Here is a 20,217-nt window from a genome sequence, read left to right on the forward strand (position 1 = left end):
GTGGCCTTTCGACTGCCGCCTGGTGGCTGACAGAATCCTCGTCACCATATCGCCCGGAGGGCAAAGCGAATAGCCTGAGCGCGACACTTTGTCAGCACCCGCACGAGAAACGGAACCACCATGACCAGCCTCTCGGTGACCACTTCACCCGATGCACCCGCTTCGCTCGATGTCGACGTCGTCGTCGTCGCCGTGCGAGCCGGCGCCGACGGCCCTGAGCTCGTCGCGCACCCCGACCTGGCGCACCTGCAGCCGCACCTCACAACGGTCGGTGCGACCGGCAAGGCCGACGAGTTCGTACGTTTTCCGTCGCTCGACGGATCGCGCGCCTCGGTCGCCTTCGTGGGGCTCGGCAAGCAGCTCTCTGCCGTGACGGCGCGGCAGGCCGCGGGTTCGGCCGTTCGACAGTTGGCCGGCACCGGCTCAGTCGCGCTCGCCTTCGGCCTCGAGGACGAGGCCCAGGTTCACGCGATGATCGAGGGCGCGAGCATCGCGGCCTACGCCTTCACCGACTACCGCCAAAAGACCGCGTCGAAGGTCAAGGCGCCCGTGCAGTCGGTCACCGTGTGTACGACCGCGACGGTGTCGGCCGAGGCCATCGAGCGCGTGCGCATCGTGAGCGACCACATCGCACTCGTGCGCGACCTCACCAACCGCTCGGGCGGCGACCTCTACCCGCAGTCGTTCGCCGACGCGGCAACCGAGGCGGCCAAGGGCGCGCCCGTGACGGTCGAGGTGTGGGATGAGAAGAGGCTCGCGGCCGAGGGCTGCGGCGGCATCATCGGCATCGGCCAGGGGTCGTCGCGGCAGCCGCGCCTCGTCAAGGTGTCGTACTCGCCCGCCGGTGCCGAGAAGCACGTCGCGCTCGTCGGCAAAGGCATCACCTACGACACCGGCGGCTATTCGCTCAAGCCGGCCGAGGCGATGAACGGCATGCAGAACGACATGGGCGGCGCCGCCGTCTCGCTCGGTCTCGTGCTCACCGCGGCGCGACTGGGCCTGCCGGTTCGCTTGACGGCCTGGCTGTGTATGTCAGAGAACCTCGTCTCGTCGACCGCGATTCGTGTCAACGACATTCTCACCATCCGCGGCGGCACGACCGTCGAGGTCATGAACACCGACGCCGAGGGTCGCCTTGTGATGGCCGACGGTCTCGTGCTCGCGAGCGAAGAGAACCCCGACGCCATCATCGACGTGGCCACGCTCACGGGCGCGGCCATCGTGTCGCTCGGCCGCCGCACCGTCGGCGTCATGGGCGACAGCGACCTCGTCGGCGCGATCGTTGCGGCGGGAGAGCAGACCGGCGAGCCGCACTGGCACATGCCGCTGCCCGAAGAGCTGCGCTCGCAGCTCGACTCGCGCTTCGCCGACATGGCGAACCTCAAGGTCGGCAACCGCGATGGCGGCATGCTCGTCGCGGGCATCTTCTTGAAAGAGTTCGTCGGCAACGGCGCAGACGGCAACCCGATTCCGTGGGCGCACCTCGACATCGCGGGCGCCGCGGTCAACGAGGGCCCCGCGTACGGGTACCTCGACGCCGGTGCGACGGGCGTCTCGGTGCGCACGCTGCTCACCGCGATCGAGCAGCGCTTCACGGCGTAGCGCGCAGACACGAAAGACGGGGCCCGGCGGAGAGCATCCGCCGGGGCCCGTTCGTGTCGTGCGCTAGTCCTTCTTCTCGTCTGACTCCGGGTAGCCGACGTAGAGGTCTTCCTTCTGGAAGCCCGGCATGCGGCGCGCAGGCACGATCGCCAGCGCGGCGAGGCCGCCGAGCACGAGCATGGTGGTGCGCAGTGCGGTGAGCCGTGACTCGGTGAACTGCTCGACCGCGTACGCCACTTGCTCCTCGGTCGCATCGGTGCGCTCGGTGAGCACCTGTTCGAGCTGAGCATTGGTGAAGAAGTTCACGTTGTCGAAGTTGATTTGCTCGACGATCTCGGGTGTGAAGATCTCGGAGTCGTTCGCGGCCGAGTAGGCGCTCGAGGTGAGCAGGCCGACCGCAAAGGCCGACGCGACGGCGATGCCCGCGCTGCCGGAGAGGTTGTGCGTCACACCGCGGATGGCGCCGACGTCGCCCGCGTTCTCAGCAGGCGCCGAGGTGAGCAGGGAGTTGAACACGAGCGCGACGACGCAGCCCTGCGCGAGGCCCAGCACCACAAGCCCGATCACGACTGAGGCCTGGCCCCAGTCGTTCGCGATCGTGAACGAGAGCCACACGAGCGCCAGAGTCACGACCGTCATGCTGACGCTCGCGATCGTGCGCGGCGCGAATCGGCTGTAGAGCCGCGAGACGAGCGTGTTGGCGATGAAGATCGAGATCGTGTAGGGAATGACCGCGAGTGACACCTGGATGCCGACGAAGCCCTGAACGACCTGCATGTAGAGCGGCATCAAGAAGCTCACTGCCGTACCAACGAAGAGCATGAGGCCCATGACCCAGACGGTGGCGCGCTCGCCCGGCTCGCGCACGATGTCGAGGTTGACCAGGGGCACCTTCTGCTCGGCCATGCGCTTACGCGTGCGGCTGAGGAACAGCTGCGCGAAGATCACGGCAGCGACGAAGAAGAGCGGCACCACTGAGAATTCACCGATCGAGATGGGTGCGTTGCCGGTCGCCGTCACCAGGCCCCAGTCGTTCATGACGCTCATGCCGAAGCTGATGAGGATGATCGAGATGGCGGCGAGCATGCCGCCCGTCCAGTCGACGAAGAGATTCTTCTGCGGCGGCACTGGTTTCAGCAAGAAGCTCGCGGCGAAGTTGATGAGGCCGATCGAGGCGACGAGCACAAACGACCAGCGCCAGCCGATCGTCGAGGCGAACTGACCGGCGATGAGCAGCGAGACGACCTGGGCGAGCGGGATGCTCGCGGCGAAGTAACCGATGGCCGAAGCCTGCTGCTTGCCCTGGAAGCTCGCCGCGATGATGATCGTCAGGGCCGGCAGCGTGATGGCGTTCGAGGCGCCCGTGATCGACTGGGCGATGAACAGCACCGAGCCGTCTTGCGCCGTCGCGATGAGTATCGCGGCGAGCGCCGGAATGATGACGCCGATACGGAAGGCCAGCACGGGGCCGATCTTCGACGTGATCTTTGCGCCGAGCAACAGGAAGGCCGAGACGGCGAACGTGCTCGCCGTGTTGGCCAGACCGACCGTGGTCGGCGAGATGCCGAGGTCTTCGGTGATGCCGGTGATCGAGACGTTCCACGCGTTGAACGCCAGCTGCACCTGCGCGAGCATGACGACGATCAGCGGAAGCCAGGACGACCTGGTGTCGGTGACGGAACCTGCGGACATTCGGGTGGTCCTCCCGCTCTCGGTGCGCACGAATGTGCGTACTCCTGGGCACATCATGCACCACGTCGACGCCCTTTGGCGAGAGACTTTCGAGTCGGTTTGCCAGTGCTCAGCGCAGGTCGCGCAACCGGGCGCTCGAGGCGCGATCATCGCCGCCTCGCCGCTCAGAGCCGACCGCAATAACGAGCAGCACCAGCCCCACCACGGCGAGCGTGATCCACCACGGCATGGCTTCGATGCCGCGGCCGATCTGCACCGAGAACGCGAGTACGTTCTCGATGGGCAGCACGACGATGCCGAGCACGAACGGTGCTGCCAGCCGCCAGCGCACGCCGACGATGATGGCGACGAGGGCGATGGCCATCACGAGCACGGCGCGCCAGGTCTGCGGGTCGGTCGCGGTCGCAAGCATCGAGGCGAAGACCAGCACAACGAGGCCTGGGGCGAGCAGCTGCCACGACCCCGTGCGGCCGGCCGGCCAGTGGTGAAGCGGCACCGATGGCGTCGTGACGTGACGCATCGCGAGAGCGCCCGCGATCAGCAGCATCGCGCCGAGCGGCAGCGAGAAGGCTTCGACCCGCAGGTACTCTCGCGTGCTCCATGCGGCGATCGCGGTCGCCAGGGCGAGCGCGAACAGCACCCACGAACGCGGCAGGTTCGTCGCCGTCAGCCGCTCTCGCGCGACGGCAGCGACCATCGTGATGAGCAGCGCCAGCATGAGCGACCAGAGAACAGCGACGGTGAACTCGTCGACGGCGACCGCAGTCCAGCTGGCAACCGTGACGGCCGAGATCGCCGGCACGAGCGACCACCGTCGTTGCGCGGCGTCGGCCCCGCGTGCGAGTAGCAGCCCGGCGATGCCCGCGGGTAGCGCTCCCGCGGCAGCGATCGCGATGACAATGATGACGGTCGGTGCCGTGGTCGCGACCGCGTCGATACCCAGCCCGATGCGGGCGGCCTGCGCGGCACCCGCGAGGCCTGCAACGATCGCGGCCAGCAGCGTCGGCGTCGCGAGGGCTGCCAGCCGGCCGTCGAGGGCGCGGATGCCCGCCCCGAGCCCGGTGAGTGCGACCGAAGCGGCCACGAGGCCGATGGCCCGCACGGGCGCGGCCTCGACGGCGAGCGCGAGCACCGCGAGCAGCGGCACGATGGCCGCGAGCAGCGCTCCGCCGTAGAGCCGGGACCGAGGGGTGCCGCGCGCGGTAAGCACGGCGGCCACCGCGGCCGCGCCGAGAGTCGGCGGCAGCAGGTGGGCTTCGAGCGAGGTCACGTCGAGCACCTGCAAGAGGCACCAGAGGGCCGCCGTCGTCGTCGCGCCGGACATCCACCAATAGAGAGGTCGACGTCGCACCGCCGCCGCGACCGCCGCGCCCACGGCGAGCAGGGCGAAGACGGAAAGGGCCGTCGGGGCGCCGGCCGCCTCGCGGGCAAAGCTCAGCAGCACGGCGATCGATGCCGTGAGCAGGGTCGAGAACTCGATGCCGTCGCCGACCGCGGTGGCGTGCTCGGCGCTCATGCCGCGGGCCCTCAGCAGCGCGACGGCATGCGGAATGACGGGCAGAGTCAGCGCCACGACCGCCGCTATGGCTGGCAGTACGACGGGCGAGCCGCTCGTGACGAGCAGTTGCGCTCCGAGGTTCACCAGCACCACCGCGATCGCGGGAACGATGAGGGCGCCAGCGAGTGCTCTGATCACGATGCCGAGACCCGGCCGACGGGTCAGCAGCAGACTCAACGCGAGAACGATCATGGTCGACGTCGACAGCGCGACCCAGCCGCTGCGCTCGACGACGACGAGCGCGACCGCCATCGCGGAGGGCACGATCGAGACCACGAGAATCGTGATCCAGCGCACGGCGTCGAGGCGGCGCGCAAACGTCGCGGCGATCGCGACCAGCAGTCCTGCCGTGGCGGTGAGGCTGAGCTGCGCTGGCCCCTCGATAGAGGCGAGCGACAGCGCCGACGCGATGAGCACGAGCGCGTAGGCGTAGCCCACGGCGAGGTGGGCTGGTCGTAGCACTCGCGGCACGGTGCGCGCGAGCGCCGCGAGGGCAACGAGCGCAGCTGAGCCGAGCGAAACAGCGAGCGGCACCGACTGCCACGAGAGCGACACGGCGATGATGAGTGCGAGGTGCGCGGCCAGCACGATCGGCGCGCGATCGGCGAGGGGAGACCGCCGAGCACGATCGACACCGCTGAGCACCGCAGCGATCGCCGCCACGACGACGATCGCGGCGATGGCGCGCGTGCTCGCGTCGACGACCGTCAGGCCCAGCGCGCCGAGGCCGGCGAGGCCGAGCAGCCAGAACGCTGTCGCGCGTCGCACTGCTGTGCTGCGCGTGGCGCGACCCGCGCGCGCCATCAGCAGTCGCGCTTGCGCGGCGAGACCGACGCTCGCGATCACGAGTGACAGCACGACGGCGACACCCGAGTCGGCGTCGAGGGTCGCCTCGCTCAGCCACTCCGCACCGAGCAGGGCGCCGAGCGCGCCGAGCCCGGCGAGTGCTGCGTGCGGCGTGATCGAGAGCGCGGCGACGCTCATGGTTCCGGCCAGCACCGAGCCGCGGTGCGCCGCACTGCGAGCGGAGGAGAACGCCGCAACCAGCAGGAGGCCGACGATTGCCGCGGTCGGAATGAGCACGATGCGGGCCGACTCGGCGCCGAACGTCGAGGTGTCGATCGCGAACGAAGCGAGCACGAGTGCGGCGGGAGCGCTCGCGCCCGCCGCGAAACTCCAGAGCCGTCGAGGCGCATGTCCGGCAGAGCGGGCGGCGACCGCGCCCGCGCCGAGAAGGGCGGCGGAGAGGGCGAGCCACTGCTCGTCGCCCTCGACCAGAATGGCGAAGGCGGCCGCGGCGAGGGCGATGAACCCGACGACCTGCGCGCCGACGAGGGCGAGCCGCTCAATCCGCAGCGCGAGCGAGCGCCGCGACTCGAATGCGGTAGCGCCTTCGAGCAGGGCGAGTGCCACGAACGCGGTGCCGAGCGGACCCCACAGCGACGGCAGCAGCCCGCCGAGCGACACGCTCGCGAGCAGCGGAACGACGGTGAGAGCGAGGCTGCCGGTGAGCATCCATACCCGAAGGTGCGAGCGCAGGCCGAACGAGAGCGCGACCGCACCTCCGAGCAGGGCGAGCGCCGTTGTGACCGGCCACGCCTCGACGCCGGGAGCGAGTACGGGGGCGAGCGTCGAGCCGGCGAGAGCGGCGAACACGAGCGCGAGAGCACCAATGCACTCGGCCGAGACCCGCAGCCCTCGGCGCATCAGCGCGGGAGCAGCAAGGGAGAAGAGTGCCAGGGCGACGACGAGAATCGCGCCGCGCGCCGCGGGGTCAGTCAGGTCGGGGTTGAGCAGGGTAAACACGATTGCCGCGAGACCGATGAGGCCGGCGCCAGCGACGGCGAGCACCGACTGCAGGGTGGTGCTCGCTCGCGGGGCGGCGGGCGGTGCAGCGACTGGTGGCGTGGGTCGCGCGGGTGCCGGGTCACTGGTTGCGACAGGAGTGGCGCGCTGCAGGGCGCGGCGAGGCACCCGTGCGACGGTGGCCTGCAGAGCCGTCAGGGCATCCGCGGCGGCGGTGGCCGATCTCCAAACCTCAATGCCGGCGTCGCCGCGCAGGTCGGCGCCGCACTGAGAGCAGACTCCGGCGACCAGGCGACGCGAGCAGACCGGGCACTTCGTGGTGTCACGCAGCCGGTTGACCGTGAGCGTGCTCCAGTGCGGGGCGCGGTCTGTCGTGGCGCTCACGGCTGTGCCTCGTCGCCATCGGGCACCCAGACGAGGATGTCGCCGGGTTGGCACTCGAGCACCCGGCAGATGGCGTCGAGCGTGGAGAAACGCACGGCCTTCGCGCGCCCGTTCTTGAGCACGGCGACGTTCGCGGGCGTGATGTCAATCGCCGCCGCGAAGTCGCCGACCGACATCTTCTTCTGTGCGAGCTGCACGTCGATGTTGATCATGATGGGCATCAGACCACCTCGGCGAGGTCGCTCTCGAGCTGCGAGGCCTGCCGCAACAGCCCGCGCAGCACAACGACCAGCAACGCGAGAATGGCGCCGATGACGATGCCGAGCGCCGCCAGAAGGGTGATCGACGGCGAGGCGGCGCCGACGACCGTGAGCAGGATGATCGAGCCGAGCACGATGACGGTGGCGACGACGATCGCCGCGAGAATGACGTCGACGTAGGCGAAAGCCTTGACGTTGAAGATGATGCCCTCACGCGCGAGCGTCAGCAGGCGCCACACGCACGCGAGCGCGACCTGCAGGCACAGTACGAAGATGGCGGCGGCGATGACGCCGGGCCACTGCAAGAACGCCAGGGGCGGAAGGGCCACTGCCATCTGCGCCGCGATGAGAGGCACGACGATGGTCTGACAGAGCAGCAGCAGTGCGAAAAGCACCGCGATGAGCGACCTGAGCGAGACGATGGTGATCCGGTGCATCGCGTTCCTATCGATTGTCGAGTGGTATCTATCGACAAACGATACATGACGCGCAGGCTCATGCGGGCATCCCGCTCACCGGGCACGCCGAAACGACGCCCGCGCGGTGGGCAGAGCAGCAATCTGGCGGAGGATGGGGGATTCGAACCCCCGAGGGCTTGCACCCAACACGCTTTCCAAGCGTGCGCCATAGGCCACTAGGCGAATCCTCCTGGCGGTCGACCCGCATGACGGTTCGACTCGGGCAATCGTAGCCGTAAACTGGAGGCGGCTCCTCGCGTGGCGCCATCCAGGCCAACTCCCCCAGGGCAGAAATGCAGCAAGGGTAACCGGGCTCTGGCGGGTGCGCGAGGGGTCCTTTTCGTGTGCAGTGTGCAATCAGAGGCGCGGATGCCCGCTCAGCGCCGCGGCAGGTCGCGCGTCGCCGGCCCTTCGAGCCGCGTGCCGTCGGCGGCGAAGCGCGAGCCGTGTGCCGGGCAGTCCCACGAGCGCTCGAAGTCGTTCCATTGCAGCGCGGCGCCGAGGTGCGAGCAGAGCGCCGACACTCGGCAGGTGACCCCGTCGACCGTCGCTGCCGCCGTGGGGCGCGACTGCGCGAGGCCGATGACACCCGTGCCCTCTGACGGTGGTTCGGCGGGCAGACGTGTGGCGAGCATCCGCGCCCAGCCTTTCGCGTACCACCAGCCGACCGCGGCGTTCGCTCCGATGCCCGAGGCGAGCGCCAGAGGAGTCGTGATGCGCCGGCTCAGGGTGCGACCCCAGTCGGGGGCATCGGCGCCGGTCAGCTCGGCGGTGAGTCGCAGCGCGCCCTGCACCGCGTTGGTCATGCCCCACTTGTCGTACCCGGTCGCGAGATAGACCCGTCCTGACCCGCGGGGCATCCACCCCGAGAAGGGCACCCGGTGGGGAGTCGAGTAGTCCTGAGCGCTCCAGGCGTGGGTACGCTCGGCGTTCGGCCAATAGGCACGCGTCCAGGTGTCGAGGTCATGCACGAGCGCGGCGGGTGAGTCATCTCTGCCGACACCGTGGCCGTTGCCTCCGATCAGCAGCAGCTCGCGCCCGTCTCCGTCGGGCGTCGTGCGCAGAGATCTCGTCGGCGAGTCGACGCTGAGATACATGCCCTGAGGCAGTTCAGACGCGATGCGGTACGCCGCCGCGTACGAGCGGTGGGGTGTCAACTTGGCCCAGTAGAGGCCGCGGTCGAGAACGGGCGAGCCCGTGCAGATGACCACGGCGGCGGCGGTGACCGAACCGCGAGCAGTGTCGACCCGTGCCGGGTCGTTGCGCGAGACGACACTGATAACCCGGGTGTCCTCGACCACCACGCCCCCGAGGGCGCGCACCTCTTTAGTCATGGCGGCGAGCACGTCGAGCGGGTCGAACTGCGCCTGGTCGCGCAGGGTGATCGCGCCGAAGGTGCGAAAGGGCAGCGACTCAGGAGTCTCGCGCGTGACCGCGAGCCCGAGATCGCGAGCCACGGCGTACTCACGGTCGACCGTCTCGGCTCCCGATGCCGAGAGGGCCATGCTGATGGCCGATCGGCGCTGCACGTCGACACCCGCATCGTCGGCGAAGTGCAGCATCCACTCGAAGGCGGCCTGGTTCGCCTGCACATACGCCTCGGCCACCGCTCGTCCGCTGAAGCGGCGCACGCTCTGCAGGTGCGAGCCCTGCAGCAGAGACAGCTTTGCGGTGGTGTTGCCCGTGGTGACGGCGCCCACCGAGCGCGCTTCGAGAACGGCGACCCGACGGCCGGCCCGCGCGAGCAGCAGGGCGCTCGTGAGACCGGTGAGCCCGGCGCCGACCACGATCACGTCATAGTGCGAGCCAGACTCGAACGAGTCGGTGGCGATGCCGGGCGAGCGGTCGAGCCAAAGCGATGTCACTGGGGGTCCTTTCGAGTCGTGCTGCGACCGTACGAGTCGCGTGACCGAGCGCAAAAGGGCTTGCGGTGGCGGCTCCGATAGGCAAGAGAGCAGAGACGGGACCATCGTCACTGTGCCCGCACAGAGCCCCGCCCTAGGCTGGGCGCAATGTCGCGAAGCATCTACATCACCTCCGCCGAAGGCAACTCGGGCAAGTCGACCGTGGCGCTCGGTGTCATCGATGCGCTCTCGCGGAGGGGACAACGGGTCGGCGTCTTCCGTCCGATTGCGCGGTCGCGCGACGAGCGTGACTACGTGCTGGAGGTTCTGCTCGAACACGACGGCGTCTCCATCAGCTACGACGACAGCATCGGTGTGGGCTACGACGCCGTGCACGCCGACCCTGAGGCAGCGCTCGCCATGATTGTCGAGCGTTTTCACGACGTCGAGCAGCAGTGCGACGCGGTCGTCATCGTGGGAAGCGACTACACCGACGTCTCGAGCCCTACCGAGCTGAACATCAACGCGAGGGTGGCCGCCAACCTCGGCGCACCCGTTCTGCTCGTGCTCGGGGGCCGCGACTCGTCCGAGACGAGCGGCCGAGGTCTCGCCGACCCCGGCGCCCGCACACCAGACGACCTGCGCCGAGCGGCAGAGGTCGCACTCGCTGAGCTCGAGCACGAGCACGCGCAACTGCTGGGCATCATCGCCAATCGCGCCGACCCCGAGAAGCTCGACCACATCGTGCAGACACTCGCCGCTCTTGCCCCTGCGGCGATCGTCGGCGCGATCCCCGAAGACCGGTTCCTCATCGCCCCGACCGTCAAGGCGGTGCTCGAGGCGTGCGGCGGCACGCTCGTGCGCGGAGATGACGAGTTGCTGCAGCGCGAGGTGCTCGGTGCGGTCGTCGCGGCCATGAGCATGGAGAACGTGCTGCCCCGGCTCATCGATGGCGCCATCGTATTGATTCCCGCCGATCGCTCCGACGTGCTGCTCGCGGTGCTCATGGCGCACACCAGCGAGACCTTTCCGAGCCTCGCAGCGATCCTGCTCTACGGAGGGTTCGAGACGCCACCCTCGGTGCAGAGCCTCATCGAGGGCCTCGACGGCCGGCTGCCGATCATCACCGTCGACACGGGCACGTATGACACGGTGCTGGCGATCATGGGCGCGCGAGGCCGCCTGGCCGCCGACAGCCAGCGCAAGTACGACACGGCGCTGAGTCTCTGGGAGCAGCACATCGACGCTGCGGCGCTGCTCGATCGCCTCGAGGTCACGCGGCCCGACGTCGTGACGCCCCTCATGTTCGAGCACGATCTGCTCGAGCGTGCTCGCGGCGATCGCAAGCACATCGTGCTGCCCGAGGGCGACGACGACCGGGTGCTGCGCGCGGCCAGCACGTTGCTGCAGCGCAACGTCTGCGACCTCACGATTCTCGGCGATGAGCAGGCCGTGCGCGCTCGGGCCGCCGAGCTCGGGCTCGAGCTGGGTGCGGCGAGCATCCTCAGCCCGTTTGATGAGACGCTGCGCGATCGATTCGCCACGGAATATGCGCGGCTGCGGGCGCACAAGGGCGTCACCTATGAGACCGCGCGCGACGTTGTCACCGACGTCAGCTACTTCGGCACGATGATGGTGCACACCGGGCTCGCCGACGGCATGGTCTCCGGCGCGGCGCACACCACCGCCCACACCATCCGCCCGAGCTTCGAGATCATCAAGACCGACCCCGGCGTGAGCATCGTCTCGAGCGTCTTTCTCATGGCGCTCGCCGACCGCGTGCTCGTCTACGGCGACTGCGCGGTCGTGCCTGACCCCACAGCGCCGCAGCTTGCCGACATCGCGATCAGTTCGGCGGCCACAGCGGCGCAGTTCGCGATCGAGCCGCGCGTCGCGATGCTGTCGTACTCGACCGGCGACTCGGGCGCGGGCGACGACGTCGAGAAGGTGCGCGAGGCGACGCGGCTTGTGCGCGAGCGGGCGCCTGAACTGCTCGTCGACGGGCCCATGCAGTACGACGCGGCTGCCGAGCCGAGCGTCGCGGCGTCGAAGATGCCCGGGTCGCCCGTGGCAGGCCGCGCGACGGTCTTCGTCTTTCCCGACCTCAACACGGGCAACAACACCTATAAGGCAGTGCAGCGCTCGGCCGGAGCCGTCGCGATCGGGCCAGTGCTGCAGGGGCTGCGCAAGCCCGTCAACGACCTCAGCCGCGGTGCGCTCGTGAGCGACATCGTCAACACCGTGGCCATCACGGCGATTCAAGCGCAACGCACCGCGCCGCCGCCGACGACCCCGATTTCGACGATCGGAGGGGTCGCCTAGTGCGCGTCTTCGTCGTCAACTCGGGCTCGAGCTCGATCAAGTACCAGCTCGTCGACGCTGCGAGCGAGCACGTCGTGCTCTCGGGTCTTCTCGAGCGCATCGGGCAGGCGGGCGGCGATGCCGCTGACCATGTGGCCGGGATGCGCGTCGTTCTCGAACGCCTCGGCGACGACGCGGCGTCGATCGTCGCCGTCGGCCATCGCGTCGTGCACGGCGGCAGCGCCTTCACCGCGCCGACCGTGATCACTGACGAGGTCGAGGCCGCGATCGAGCAGATCAGCACCCTCGCGCCGCTGCACAACCCGGCGAACCTCGCGGGCATCCGCGCCGCCCGTCTCGCCATGCCCGCCCTGCCGCACGTCGCCGTCTTCGACACCGCCTTTCACCAGTCGATGCCGGCCGCGGCCTCGACCTATGCGATCGACCGCGCCGTCGCCCTCGACCACGGCATCCGCCGCTACGGCTTTCACGGCACGAGCCACGAGTTCGTTGCGGGGCGCGCGGCTCGCCTGCTTGACCGGCCTCTCGACTCGCTCAAGCTCATCGTGCTACACCTCGGCAACGGCTCGTCGGCGGCGGCGATCGACGGTGGCCGCTCGATCGACACCTCGATGGGGCTCACGCCGCTGCAGGGTCTCGTCATGGGCACTCGTTCGGGCGACATCGACCCCGGGGCACTTCTGCATCTGCTGCGCGCCGGACTCTCGACCGCCGAGGTCGACGCGCTGCTCAACAGTCGCAGCGGCCTGCTCGGGCTCACCGGCTCGGGCGACATGCGCGACGTCGAGGCGGCCGTCGAGGCCGGCGATGCGGATGCTGCTCTCGCGCTCGAGGTCTGGGCTCACCGCATTCGTCACTATGTCGGGGCGTACCTCGCCCAACTCGGTGGGCTCGACGCGCTCGTCTTCACGGCCGGCATCGGCGAGAACAGCCCCGAGCTGCGCGCCCGTGCCCTCGACGGCCTGGCGCACCTCGGGCTCGGCGTCGACGCCGACCGCAACGCCGTGCGCTCGCGCGATGCCCGCGTCATCTCGAGCGAGGGTGCGCCCGTGTCAGTGCTCGTCGTGCCGACGAACGAAGAGCTCGCGATCGCGCAGGCCGCCGCCTCCCTCGTCGGCTGAGCGGGCGCTACAGCGACAGCTCGGCGATCGGCGTCGACCCCGCGACGACTTCGAACTGGCGGTGCACGCCGCGCCCGCTCGTGACGAGTTCGGCGACGAGATGCGCCACATCTGAGCGGGGGATGCTGCCCTCGACGTTCTCACCGATCTCGAGCATCCCCGTCGCCGGCTCGTCGGTGAGGCCGCCCGGCCGCACGATCGTCCAGTCGAGGGCGTCGTGGGCGCGCACGGCGGCATCGGCCTCCGACTTCGCTCGCAGGTAGATCTGAAAACCGTCGTCGGAATCGGGATCGAAGCTGTCGGCTCGTCGCGAGGAGATCACGACGAGGCGCGTCACGCCAGCCTGCACGCACGCATCGGCGAGCAGGATGGCGCCGTCGCGGTCGAGCGTCAGCTTGCGCGCGGGGCCGCTACCGGGTCCGGCACCCGCTGCGAAGACGGCGGCATCGCACCCGGTGAGCGCTTCGGCGAGGAGCGCGTCGTCGGTGTGCTCGAGGTCGATGACGACGGGCCTGGCGCCATCTGACTCGATGTCGGCGCTCTGGTCGGCCTTCCTGATGAGTGCGACGGGCTCGTGGCCCATCTCAACAAGTCGTCGTGCGAGCAGTCGGGCGATCTGGCCGTGTCCTCCGGCAATGGCAATGCGCATGGGTCTACCCGATCAGGTGCGCCTCCGTGCCGCCTGTGCGCGGGGCCAGAGTGCGGAGGGTGCGGGCTGGTGACGGCGGGCATTCGCGACAGAGGTCGCGACTACGCTGGGGGCGTGGTCACCGCCCTCTACCGTCGCTATCGCCCCGAGACGTTCGCCGAGCTCATCGGGCAGAGTCACGTGACTGATCCCTTGCGCGCGGCCTTGCGCGGCGACCGGGTCAATCACGCCTATCTCTTCAGCGGCCCGCGTGGGTGCGGCAAGACGACCTCGGCCCGCATTCTGGCGCGCTGCCTCAACTGCGCCGAGGGCCCGACCGACACCCCGTGCGGTGTCTGCCCGAGTTGCGTCGAACTCGGGCGTGACGGTGGCGGCTCGCTGGACGTCGTCGAGATCGACGCGGCGAGCCACAACGGCGTCGACGATGCGCGCGATCTGCGTGAGCGCGCGGTGTTCGCTCCGGCCCGCGACCGCTACAGGATCTTCATCCTCGACGAGGCGCACATGGTGACGCCGCAGGGCTTCAACGCTCTGCTCAAGATCGTCGAAGAGCCGCCCGAGCACATCAAGTTCATCTTCGCGACGACCGAGCCCGAGAAGGTCATCGGCACCATTCGCTCGCGCACGCACCACTACCCCTTTCGGCTCGTGCCCCCGGCGCAGCTGCTCGACTACGTGCAGCAGCTCAGCGACAGCGAGAAGGTCACGATCGAGCCCGGCGTGCTGCCGCTCGTCGTGCGCGCGGGCGGTGGGTCGGTGCGCGACACCCTCTCACTGCTCGACCAGCTCATCGCGGGCAGCGACGACTCGACGGTCACCTATGAGCGGGCAGTCGCACTGCTCGGCTACACGCACGGCGCCCTGCTCGACGAGGTGGTCGCCGCGATCGGCGCGCACGACGCCGGGGCGGCCTTCTCGGCCGTCGACCGCGTCATTCAGACCGGGCAAGACCCGCGCCGGTTCGTCGACGACCTGCTCGAGCGTCTGCGCGACCTCATCGTCGTGCAGGCGACGGCCGATGACGCGGCCTCGGTGCTGCACGGTATTCCCGACGCCGATCTGCAGAGCATGCGTGAGCAGGCGACGGGCTTCACGCCCGCCGAGCTGTCACGGGCAGCCGACGTCGTCAACCGCGCGCTCACCGAGATGACCGGGGCCACATCGCCCCGGCTGCACCTCGAGCTCATGACCGCGCGCGTGCTGGTCGCACTGGGCGGTGAGCCTGCGGCGAGCACTCGGAGGCCCACGCCAGCGGTGTCTGCCCCGGCGACTGCGGGGCCCGCTCCCGCGACGACGGCTCCCGCTCCCGCGACGACGGCACCCGCGCCGACCGCGTCTGATGCCACGCCTGCCGCCGCGGCACCTGCGTCACAGCCGACGGCACCTACCACCACCCCTGCCGCTGTCGAGCCGCCCCCCGTTGAGCAACCTGCGGCGGCGGCCGAGCCGCTCACTCTGGAGCGCATGCAGGCGGCGTGGCCCGCCGTGCTCGACGCCGTGCAGCAGGCCAAGCGCAGCTCGTGGACGGTCATGTTCGCGTCGACTCCGGCGGCACTCGACGGCGACGTGCTGACGATCAGTTTCACGAACGAGTCCGACGCCGCCGCCTTCAGGGTTCGGGCAGCGCCCACCGAGAGCGTCAGCGAACACGTTCGCGCCGCGATTCAGCAGGTCACCGGCGCGCGGGTGAAGTTCATGATCCGCGTCGAGCCGGGCAAGGGCGACGCAGGGTCGGGCACTGCCGAGCGGTCGCCGACCGAGACTGCTGCAGCGGCGGATGCTCCCGCCGACCCTGACCCGGCGCAGGCGCTGAGGGCCGCGGAGCCCGACGAGCCTGCGGCCGCGCCACCCGCCCGCGCTACGAAGCCCAGCAAGACGGCACCATTAGCCCCCAGTGCCGCGACGACCGAGTGGGCCGTCGCGGCTATTCCCGGCGCCGACGAGCAGACAGTTGCTCCCGCTGCTCCTGCCAGCGCACCGACGGCGGAGGCCGCGCCCGCCGCAGCCGAGGTCGAGGCGGCTCCTGAGCCTGCGGTGAAGGCGCCCGCCCCGCACGCCTCCGACGGCACGGGCCGCCAGAGGTACGGCGAGGCCGTCGTGCGCGAGATGCTCGGTGCGACCTTCCTGCTCGAAGAGTCTCTCGAACCCGCCGTGTCGCCCCAGCCCGCCTCGGCGATCGCGGCACCCGCCGCGCAAGCCGACCCCAACCGACCGTCGAGCGCCGACGCCCCCGACCCCTTCCGAGACGAGTTCTGACGTGTACGACGGCATCATTCAAGACCTCATCGACGAATTCGGCCGACTGCCCGGCATCGGGCCCAAATCGGCGCAGCGCATCGCCTTCCACATCCTGCAGACAGAGTCGTTCGATGTCGGCCGCCTCGCGCAACTGCTCGTCGACGTGCGCGAGAAGGTGCGCTTCTGTGAGATCTGCGGCAACGTCGCAGAAGAGGCGCAGTGCTCGATCTGCCGCGACGTGCGTCGCAGCCCGACCACCATCTGCGTCGTCGAAGAGGCGAAAGACGTCGTCGCGATCGAGCGTACGCGCGAGTTCCGCGGGCTGTACCACGTGCTCGGCGGCGCGATCAGTCCGATCGACGGCATCGGCCCCGACGATCTGCGCATCGCGCAGCTGCTTACCCGGCTCAACGACGGCACGGTCACCGAGGTCATCATCGCGACCGACCCGAACCTCGAGGGGGAGGCGACGGCCACCTACCTCACCCGCCTGCTGGTGCAGCCGGGCCTGCGCGTCTCGCGACTGGCCAGCGGCCTGCCGGTCGGCGGCGACCTCGAGTATGCCGACGAAGTGACGCTCGGTCGAGCGTTCGAAGGTCGGCGCACCGTCGAGCGCTAGGGGCCATTGCAACTGAAGTTGCATTAAGCGTGGTGATCGCGTAGCGTCTCTATCGCAACAGAAGTTGCGTAAGAAAGGATGCTCCGTATGACTGCCACCTCCACCGAATCCGTCACCGCCTCGGCCTTCCGGGTCGAGATCGTGACGAGCATCGAGATCGATCGACCCGCAGCCGCCGTCTGGTCGGCGCTTGTCGATCGCGATCGCTATCCGCAGTGGAACACCTTCATCCGCACCTGGAGCGGCGACCTCGCCGTCGGTGCTCGCCAGCTCGTGCGCATCGAGCCGACCAAGACGAGCGGTCAGACCTTCCGCCCGCGCATCACCGACCTTGAACCCGGTCGACTTCTGGTCTGGCTCGGGCGGGTTGGACTGCCCGGCGTGCTCGACGGTCGACACCGCTTCGAGATCGAACCGATCGATGCACATCACAGCCGGCTCGTGCACAGCGAGGTCCTGACGGGGATGCTCGTGCCTGTGTTCCGCCGCATGCTGACGGTCGACACCCCCGCGGCCTTCAGCCGCATGAACGCCGACCTCGCAGCTCGAACGGTGGCGGCGTGACCTCCGCGACCGAACCGCGTCGTCGTGGCGCCGTCGTTGAGGCGACCGTGCTCGACACCACGATCGCGCTACTGGCCGAACGCGGCGCGGGCCTTACCGTCGACGACGTCGCCGCGGTGAGCGGAGTGCACAAGACCACGATCTATCGGCGCTTCGAGACGCGCGAGCTGCTCATCGCCGCCGCGATCCGCCGCGTCGGCGAAGCCGTCGTCCCCCCGGTGGACGGCGCAGACCCGCGCGCCGCGATCGAGGCGCTGGCCGTGTCGGTGGCCGCCGCGCTGCGCACACCACAGGGCGCCAACATCTTGCGCGGCGCGATCGCCGCCTCGGCGACCGCCCCCGACCTCGTCGCGCTCGCCGACGAGTTCTTCCGACATCGGTACGGGCTCGCCCTCGTGCCCTTGCGGCGACTTGTCGAGTCGGGCGCTCTGCGCCACGACCTCGATGTGGTCGTCGTCTGGGAGCAGATCGTCAACCCGATGCACGTGCGCGCACTGTGCGGGCGAGCGACGACCGATGCAGAAGCGCGCCAACTCGTCGAGCTGGCGCTGCGCGGCGCGCGGGCCTGAGACGTGCGATGCTCGGACGCCGTGTTGACCCTCCACGGCACAGCAGACCCGCGTTCCGTGCCGCCCATGCCGCGGCGGGCATCCCCCAGCGGTAGAATCGTCGCTCAGGCTCGCCATCGCGGTCGTGCCGTTGCCGCAGAGGCGTGATCCAGCGCCTGCCGCGCCGCCACCGACATTCGTCCCCACCCCGCCAGGAGTTCTACCGTGAGCCTCATCGTGCAGAAGTTCGGTGGCTCGTCGGTCGCCGACGCCGAGAGCATCAAGCGGGTGGCGAAGCGCATCGTCGAGACGCGCAAGGCGGGCAACGAAGTCGTCGTCGCGGTGAGCGCGATGGGCGACACCACCGACGACCTCATCGACCTCGCCCACCAGGTGGCGCCGCTGCCCGACCCGCGCGAGCTCGACATGCTGCTCACGACGGGCGAGCGCATCTCGATGGCGCTGCTCGCCATGGCCATCAAGAGCATGGGTCACGACGCGCGCTCGTTCACGGGCAGCCAGGCCGGCATGATCACGGATGCTCGCCACGGCGCCGCCCGCATCGTCGATGTAACCCCGGTGCGCGTGCGCGAGGCGCTCGACGACGGGGCCATCGCGATCGTCGCGGGCTTTCAGGGCTTCAACCGCGACAGCCGCGACATCACGACGCTCGGCCGAGGCGGCAGCGACACGACCGCCGTCGCGCTCGCCGCGGCGCTCAAGGCCGACGTGTGCGAGATCTACACCGACGTCGACGGGGTCTTCACGGCCGACCCGCGCGTCGTCAAGAAGGCCCGCAAGATCAATCAGGTCACGACCGAAGAGATGCTCGAGCTCGCCGCGGCCGGCGCGAAGGTGCTGCACATTCGCGCCGTCGAGTTTGCGCGCCGCCACGGCGTCACCCTGCACGTGCGCTCGTCGTTCTCGCCCTCGGAGGGCACCTGGGTCGTCACCCCGAAAGAGGGAGAAGTCATGGAAGAGCCGATCATCACCGGAGTCGCGGGCGACCTCGGCGAAGCCAAGATCACGGTCGTCGGCGTGCCCGACACCCCAGGCATGGCGGCCGACATCTTCACCGTCGTCGCCGAGACCGGTGCCAACATCGACATGATCGTGCAGAACGTCTCGGCCGCGACGACCGGGCGCACCGACATCAGCTTCACCCTGCCGAAGAGCGACGGCGAGAAGGTGCTCACCGCACTGCGGGCCGCGCAGCCGACACTCGGCTTTGAGTCGCTCGCCTACGACGACCAGATCGGCAAGCTCTCGGTCATCGGCGGCGGCATGCGCACGAGCGCGGGCGTCTCGGCGCAACTCTTCACGGCACTGAAAGACGCGGCGATCAACATGGAGATGATCAGCACCTCCGAGATCCGTATCTCGGTCGTCATGCGCGCCGACGTGCTCAATCACGCCCTGCAGATCGTGCACACGGCGTTCGGTCTCGACGGCGAAGCCGAAGCCGTCGTCTACGCAGGAACGGGGCGATGACCATGGCCAACGCTGTGCATCTCGGCGTCGTCGGCGCCACCGGCCAGGTCGGCGCCGTCGTTCGGCAGCTGCTGGTCGAGCGCGGCTTCGCGCTCGCGAGCATCCGCTTCTTCGCGAGTGCTCGCAGCGCTGGGACGACCATCGACTTCGACGGCACCCCCATCACGGTCGAAGACGCGAGCACCGCAGACCCGAGCGGCCTCGACATCGCGATCTTCAGCGCCGGAGCCACGACGAGCAAGGCGCAGGCACCACGCTTCGCTGCGGCGGGCGTCACCGTGATCGACAACTCGAGCGGCTGGCGCATGGACCCAGAGGTGCCCCTCGTGGTCTCTGAGGTTAACCCGCACGCGCTCGCCAACCCACCCAAGGGCATCATCGCGAACCCCAACTGCACGACCATGGCCGCGATGCCCGTGCTGAAGGTTCTCGATGCCGAGGCAGGGCTGCGCCGACTCATCGTCAGCACCTACCAGGCCGTCTCAGGCGCGGGCCTCGCCGGCGGCGAAGAGCTGCTCGAGCAGGCGAACGCCGTGATCGTGCAAGATGCGATCGGGCTCGTGCACGACGGCGGTGCGGTCGAGTTTCCGCCGGCGTCGAAGTTTCCGAAGACCATCGCCTTCAACGTCATTCCGCAGGCCGGCAGTTTCGTCGATGACGGGCTCGGCGAGACCGACGAAGAGAAGAAGCTGCGCAACGAGAGCCGCAAGATTCTCGAGCTGCCCGACCTTCTCGTGAGCGGCATCTGCGTGCGCGTGCCGGTGTTCACGGGCCACTCGCTCGCGATCAACGCCGAGTTTGAGCGGCCGATCAGTCCTGATCGCGCACGCGAACTGCTTGCGACCGCGCCCGGCGTGCAACTGATGGATGTTCCCACTCCGCTCGACGCCGCTGGAGCTGACCCGTCGCTGGTCGGACGCATTCGCGCCGATGAGGGCGTGCCCGATGGTCGCGGACTCGCGTTCTTCATCAGCAACGACAACCTGCGCAAGGGTGCGGCGCTCAACGCGGTGCAGCTCGCCGAACTCGTCGCCGCTCAGCTCGTCACGACTCGCTGACCA

General features: G+C 69.4%; 15 protein-coding genes, 1 tRNA gene and 1 other RNA gene. 10 read left to right on the forward strand and 7 right to left on the reverse strand.

All coding sequences use genetic code 11. The annotated features are described in order from the left end of the window. Positions 1-120: 120 nt before the first annotated feature. On the forward strand, positions 121-1,602 hold the full coding sequence (locus KL788_RS11035; RefSeq protein WP_293171419.1) for a leucyl aminopeptidase: 1,482 nt from the start codon (positions 121-123) through the stop codon (positions 1,600-1,602). 63 nt (positions 1,603-1,665) lie between these two features. Here the strand turns inward: KL788_RS11035 and KL788_RS11040 are convergent, their stop codons facing one another. From KL788_RS11040 to KL788_RS11060, 5 genes are all read right to left on the reverse strand, one after another. Next, on the reverse strand, positions 1,666-3,294 hold the full coding sequence (locus KL788_RS11040; protein ID WP_293171422.1) for an MFS transporter: 1,629 nt from the start codon (positions 3,292-3,294) through the stop codon (positions 1,666-1,668). 109 nt (positions 3,295-3,403) lie between these two features. Next, positions 3,404-7,042, reverse strand: coding sequence for an SCO7613 C-terminal domain-containing membrane protein (locus KL788_RS11045; RefSeq protein ID WP_293171425.1), 3,639 nt, complete (start codon positions 7,040-7,042; stop codon positions 3,404-3,406). Continuing rightward, positions 7,039-7,263 carry a helix-turn-helix domain-containing protein gene (locus tag KL788_RS11050; RefSeq protein ID WP_293171428.1) on the reverse strand — a complete coding sequence of 75 codons (225 nt, stop codon included), beginning with the start codon at positions 7,261-7,263 and terminating at the stop codon, positions 7,039-7,041. Before KL788_RS11050 ends, KL788_RS11045 begins: the two co-directional genes overlap by 4 nt. After that, positions 7,263-7,739 carry a DUF2975 domain-containing protein gene (locus tag KL788_RS11055; protein ID WP_293171431.1) on the reverse strand — a complete coding sequence of 159 codons (477 nt, stop codon included), beginning with the start codon at positions 7,737-7,739 and terminating at the stop codon, positions 7,263-7,265. Before KL788_RS11055 ends, KL788_RS11050 begins: the two co-directional genes overlap by 1 nt. A 124-nt stretch (positions 7,740-7,863) precedes the next feature. After that, positions 7,864-7,951: transfer RNA gene (locus KL788_RS11060), tRNA-Ser, on the reverse strand. Positions 7,952-8,005: 54 nt separating this feature from the next. Between KL788_RS11060 and ffs the strand changes: the two genes are divergently transcribed. Beyond that, an RNA gene (ffs, locus tag KL788_RS11065) (signal recognition particle sRNA small type) lies at positions 8,006-8,102 on the forward strand. A gap of 35 nt (positions 8,103-8,137) precedes the next feature. Here the strand turns inward: ffs and KL788_RS11070 are convergent. Continuing rightward, the gene (locus tag KL788_RS11070) at positions 8,138-9,625 is read right to left on the reverse strand and encodes an FAD-dependent oxidoreductase (protein WP_293171434.1); all 1,488 of its coding nucleotides are present in this window, start codon (positions 9,623-9,625) and stop codon (positions 8,138-8,140) included. Between the two features lie 147 nt (positions 9,626-9,772). Between KL788_RS11070 and pta the strand changes: the two genes are divergently transcribed. Together pta and KL788_RS11080 are read left to right on the forward strand one after the other, a co-directional pair. Further along, the gene (gene pta / locus KL788_RS11075; protein WP_293171437.1) at positions 9,773-11,926 is read left to right on the forward strand and encodes a phosphate acetyltransferase; all 2,154 of its coding nucleotides are present in this window, start codon (positions 9,773-9,775) and stop codon (positions 11,924-11,926) included. After that, positions 11,926-13,047, forward strand: coding sequence for an acetate/propionate family kinase (locus KL788_RS11080; protein ID WP_293171439.1), 1,122 nt, complete (start codon positions 11,926-11,928; stop codon positions 13,045-13,047). Before pta ends, KL788_RS11080 begins: the two co-directional genes overlap by 1 nt. Positions 13,048-13,054: 7 nt before the next feature. Here the strand turns inward: KL788_RS11080 and KL788_RS11085 are convergent, their stop codons facing one another. Further along, a complete protein-coding gene (locus tag KL788_RS11085) occupies positions 13,055-13,696 on the reverse strand; it encodes an SDR family oxidoreductase (RefSeq protein ID WP_293171442.1) in 642 nt (213 codons plus the stop codon). Between the two features lie 114 nt (positions 13,697-13,810). On the opposite strand from KL788_RS11085, the gene KL788_RS11090 reads away from it, so the two are divergent. The 6 genes from KL788_RS11090 to KL788_RS11115 all read left to right on the forward strand — a co-directional run bounded on the left by KL788_RS11090 (position 13,811) and on the right by KL788_RS11115 (position 20,214). Continuing rightward, a complete protein-coding gene (locus KL788_RS11090; protein ID WP_293171445.1) occupies positions 13,811-15,952 on the forward strand; it encodes a DNA polymerase III subunit gamma and tau in 2,142 nt (713 codons plus the stop codon). A gap of 1 nt (position 15,953) precedes the next feature. Continuing rightward, positions 15,954-16,553 carry a recombination mediator RecR gene (gene recR, locus KL788_RS11095; RefSeq protein ID WP_293171448.1) on the forward strand — a complete coding sequence of 200 codons (600 nt, stop codon included), beginning with the start codon at positions 15,954-15,956 and terminating at the stop codon, positions 16,551-16,553. An 87-nt stretch (positions 16,554-16,640) separates the two neighbouring features. Beyond that, positions 16,641-17,117: an SRPBCC domain-containing protein gene (locus KL788_RS11100; protein WP_293171451.1), complete on the forward strand. Its 477-nt coding sequence runs from the start codon at positions 16,641-16,643 to the stop codon at positions 17,115-17,117. Then, the gene (locus tag KL788_RS11105; RefSeq protein WP_293171454.1) at positions 17,114-17,686 is read left to right on the forward strand and encodes a TetR/AcrR family transcriptional regulator; all 573 of its coding nucleotides are present in this window, start codon (positions 17,114-17,116) and stop codon (positions 17,684-17,686) included. The genes KL788_RS11100 and KL788_RS11105 overlap by 4 nt, the downstream gene beginning before the upstream one ends. Before the next feature lie 204 nt (positions 17,687-17,890). Further along, positions 17,891-19,156 carry an aspartate kinase gene (locus KL788_RS11110; protein WP_293171457.1) on the forward strand — a complete coding sequence of 422 codons (1,266 nt, stop codon included), beginning with the start codon at positions 17,891-17,893 and terminating at the stop codon, positions 19,154-19,156. A gap of 2 nt (positions 19,157-19,158) precedes the next feature. Next, positions 19,159-20,214, forward strand: a complete 1,056-nt coding sequence (locus KL788_RS11115; protein ID WP_293173315.1) for an aspartate-semialdehyde dehydrogenase — start codon at positions 19,159-19,161, stop codon at positions 20,212-20,214. Positions 20,215-20,217: the final 3 nt, after the last annotated feature.

Origin of the sequence: Microcella sp., assembly GCF_019739195.1 — a bacterium.
GTDB lineage: Bacteria > Actinomycetota > Actinomycetes > Actinomycetales > Microbacteriaceae > Microcella.

What these genes read in the sequence shown, in the direction of transcription:
- KL788_RS11050 (WP_293171428.1), bottom strand. Translation starts at nt 7,263, where the DNA reads ATGCCCATCATGATCAACATCGACGTGCAGCTCGCACAGAAGAAGATG.
- KL788_RS11100 (WP_293171451.1), top strand. Translation starts at nt 16,641, where the DNA reads ATGACTGCCACCTCCACCGAATCCGTCACCGCCTCGGCCTTCCGGGTC.
- KL788_RS11115 (WP_293173315.1), top strand. Translation starts at nt 19,159, where the DNA reads ATGGCCAACGCTGTGCATCTCGGCGTCGTCGGCGCCACCGGCCAGGTC.
- KL788_RS11040 (WP_293171422.1), bottom strand. Translation starts at nt 3,294, where the DNA reads ATGTCCGCAGGTTCCGTCACCGACACCAGGTCGTCCTGGCTTCCGCTG.
- pta (WP_293171437.1), top strand. Translation starts at nt 9,773, where the DNA reads ATGTCGCGAAGCATCTACATCACCTCCGCCGAAGGCAACTCGGGCAAG.
- KL788_RS11085 (WP_293171442.1), bottom strand. Translation starts at nt 13,696, where the DNA reads ATGCGCATTGCCATTGCCGGAGGACACGGCCAGATCGCCCGACTGCTC.
- KL788_RS11035 (WP_293171419.1), top strand. Translation starts at nt 121, where the DNA reads ATGACCAGCCTCTCGGTGACCACTTCACCCGATGCACCCGCTTCGCTC.
- KL788_RS11055 (WP_293171431.1), bottom strand. Translation starts at nt 7,739, where the DNA reads ATGCACCGGATCACCATCGTCTCGCTCAGGTCGCTCATCGCGGTGCTT.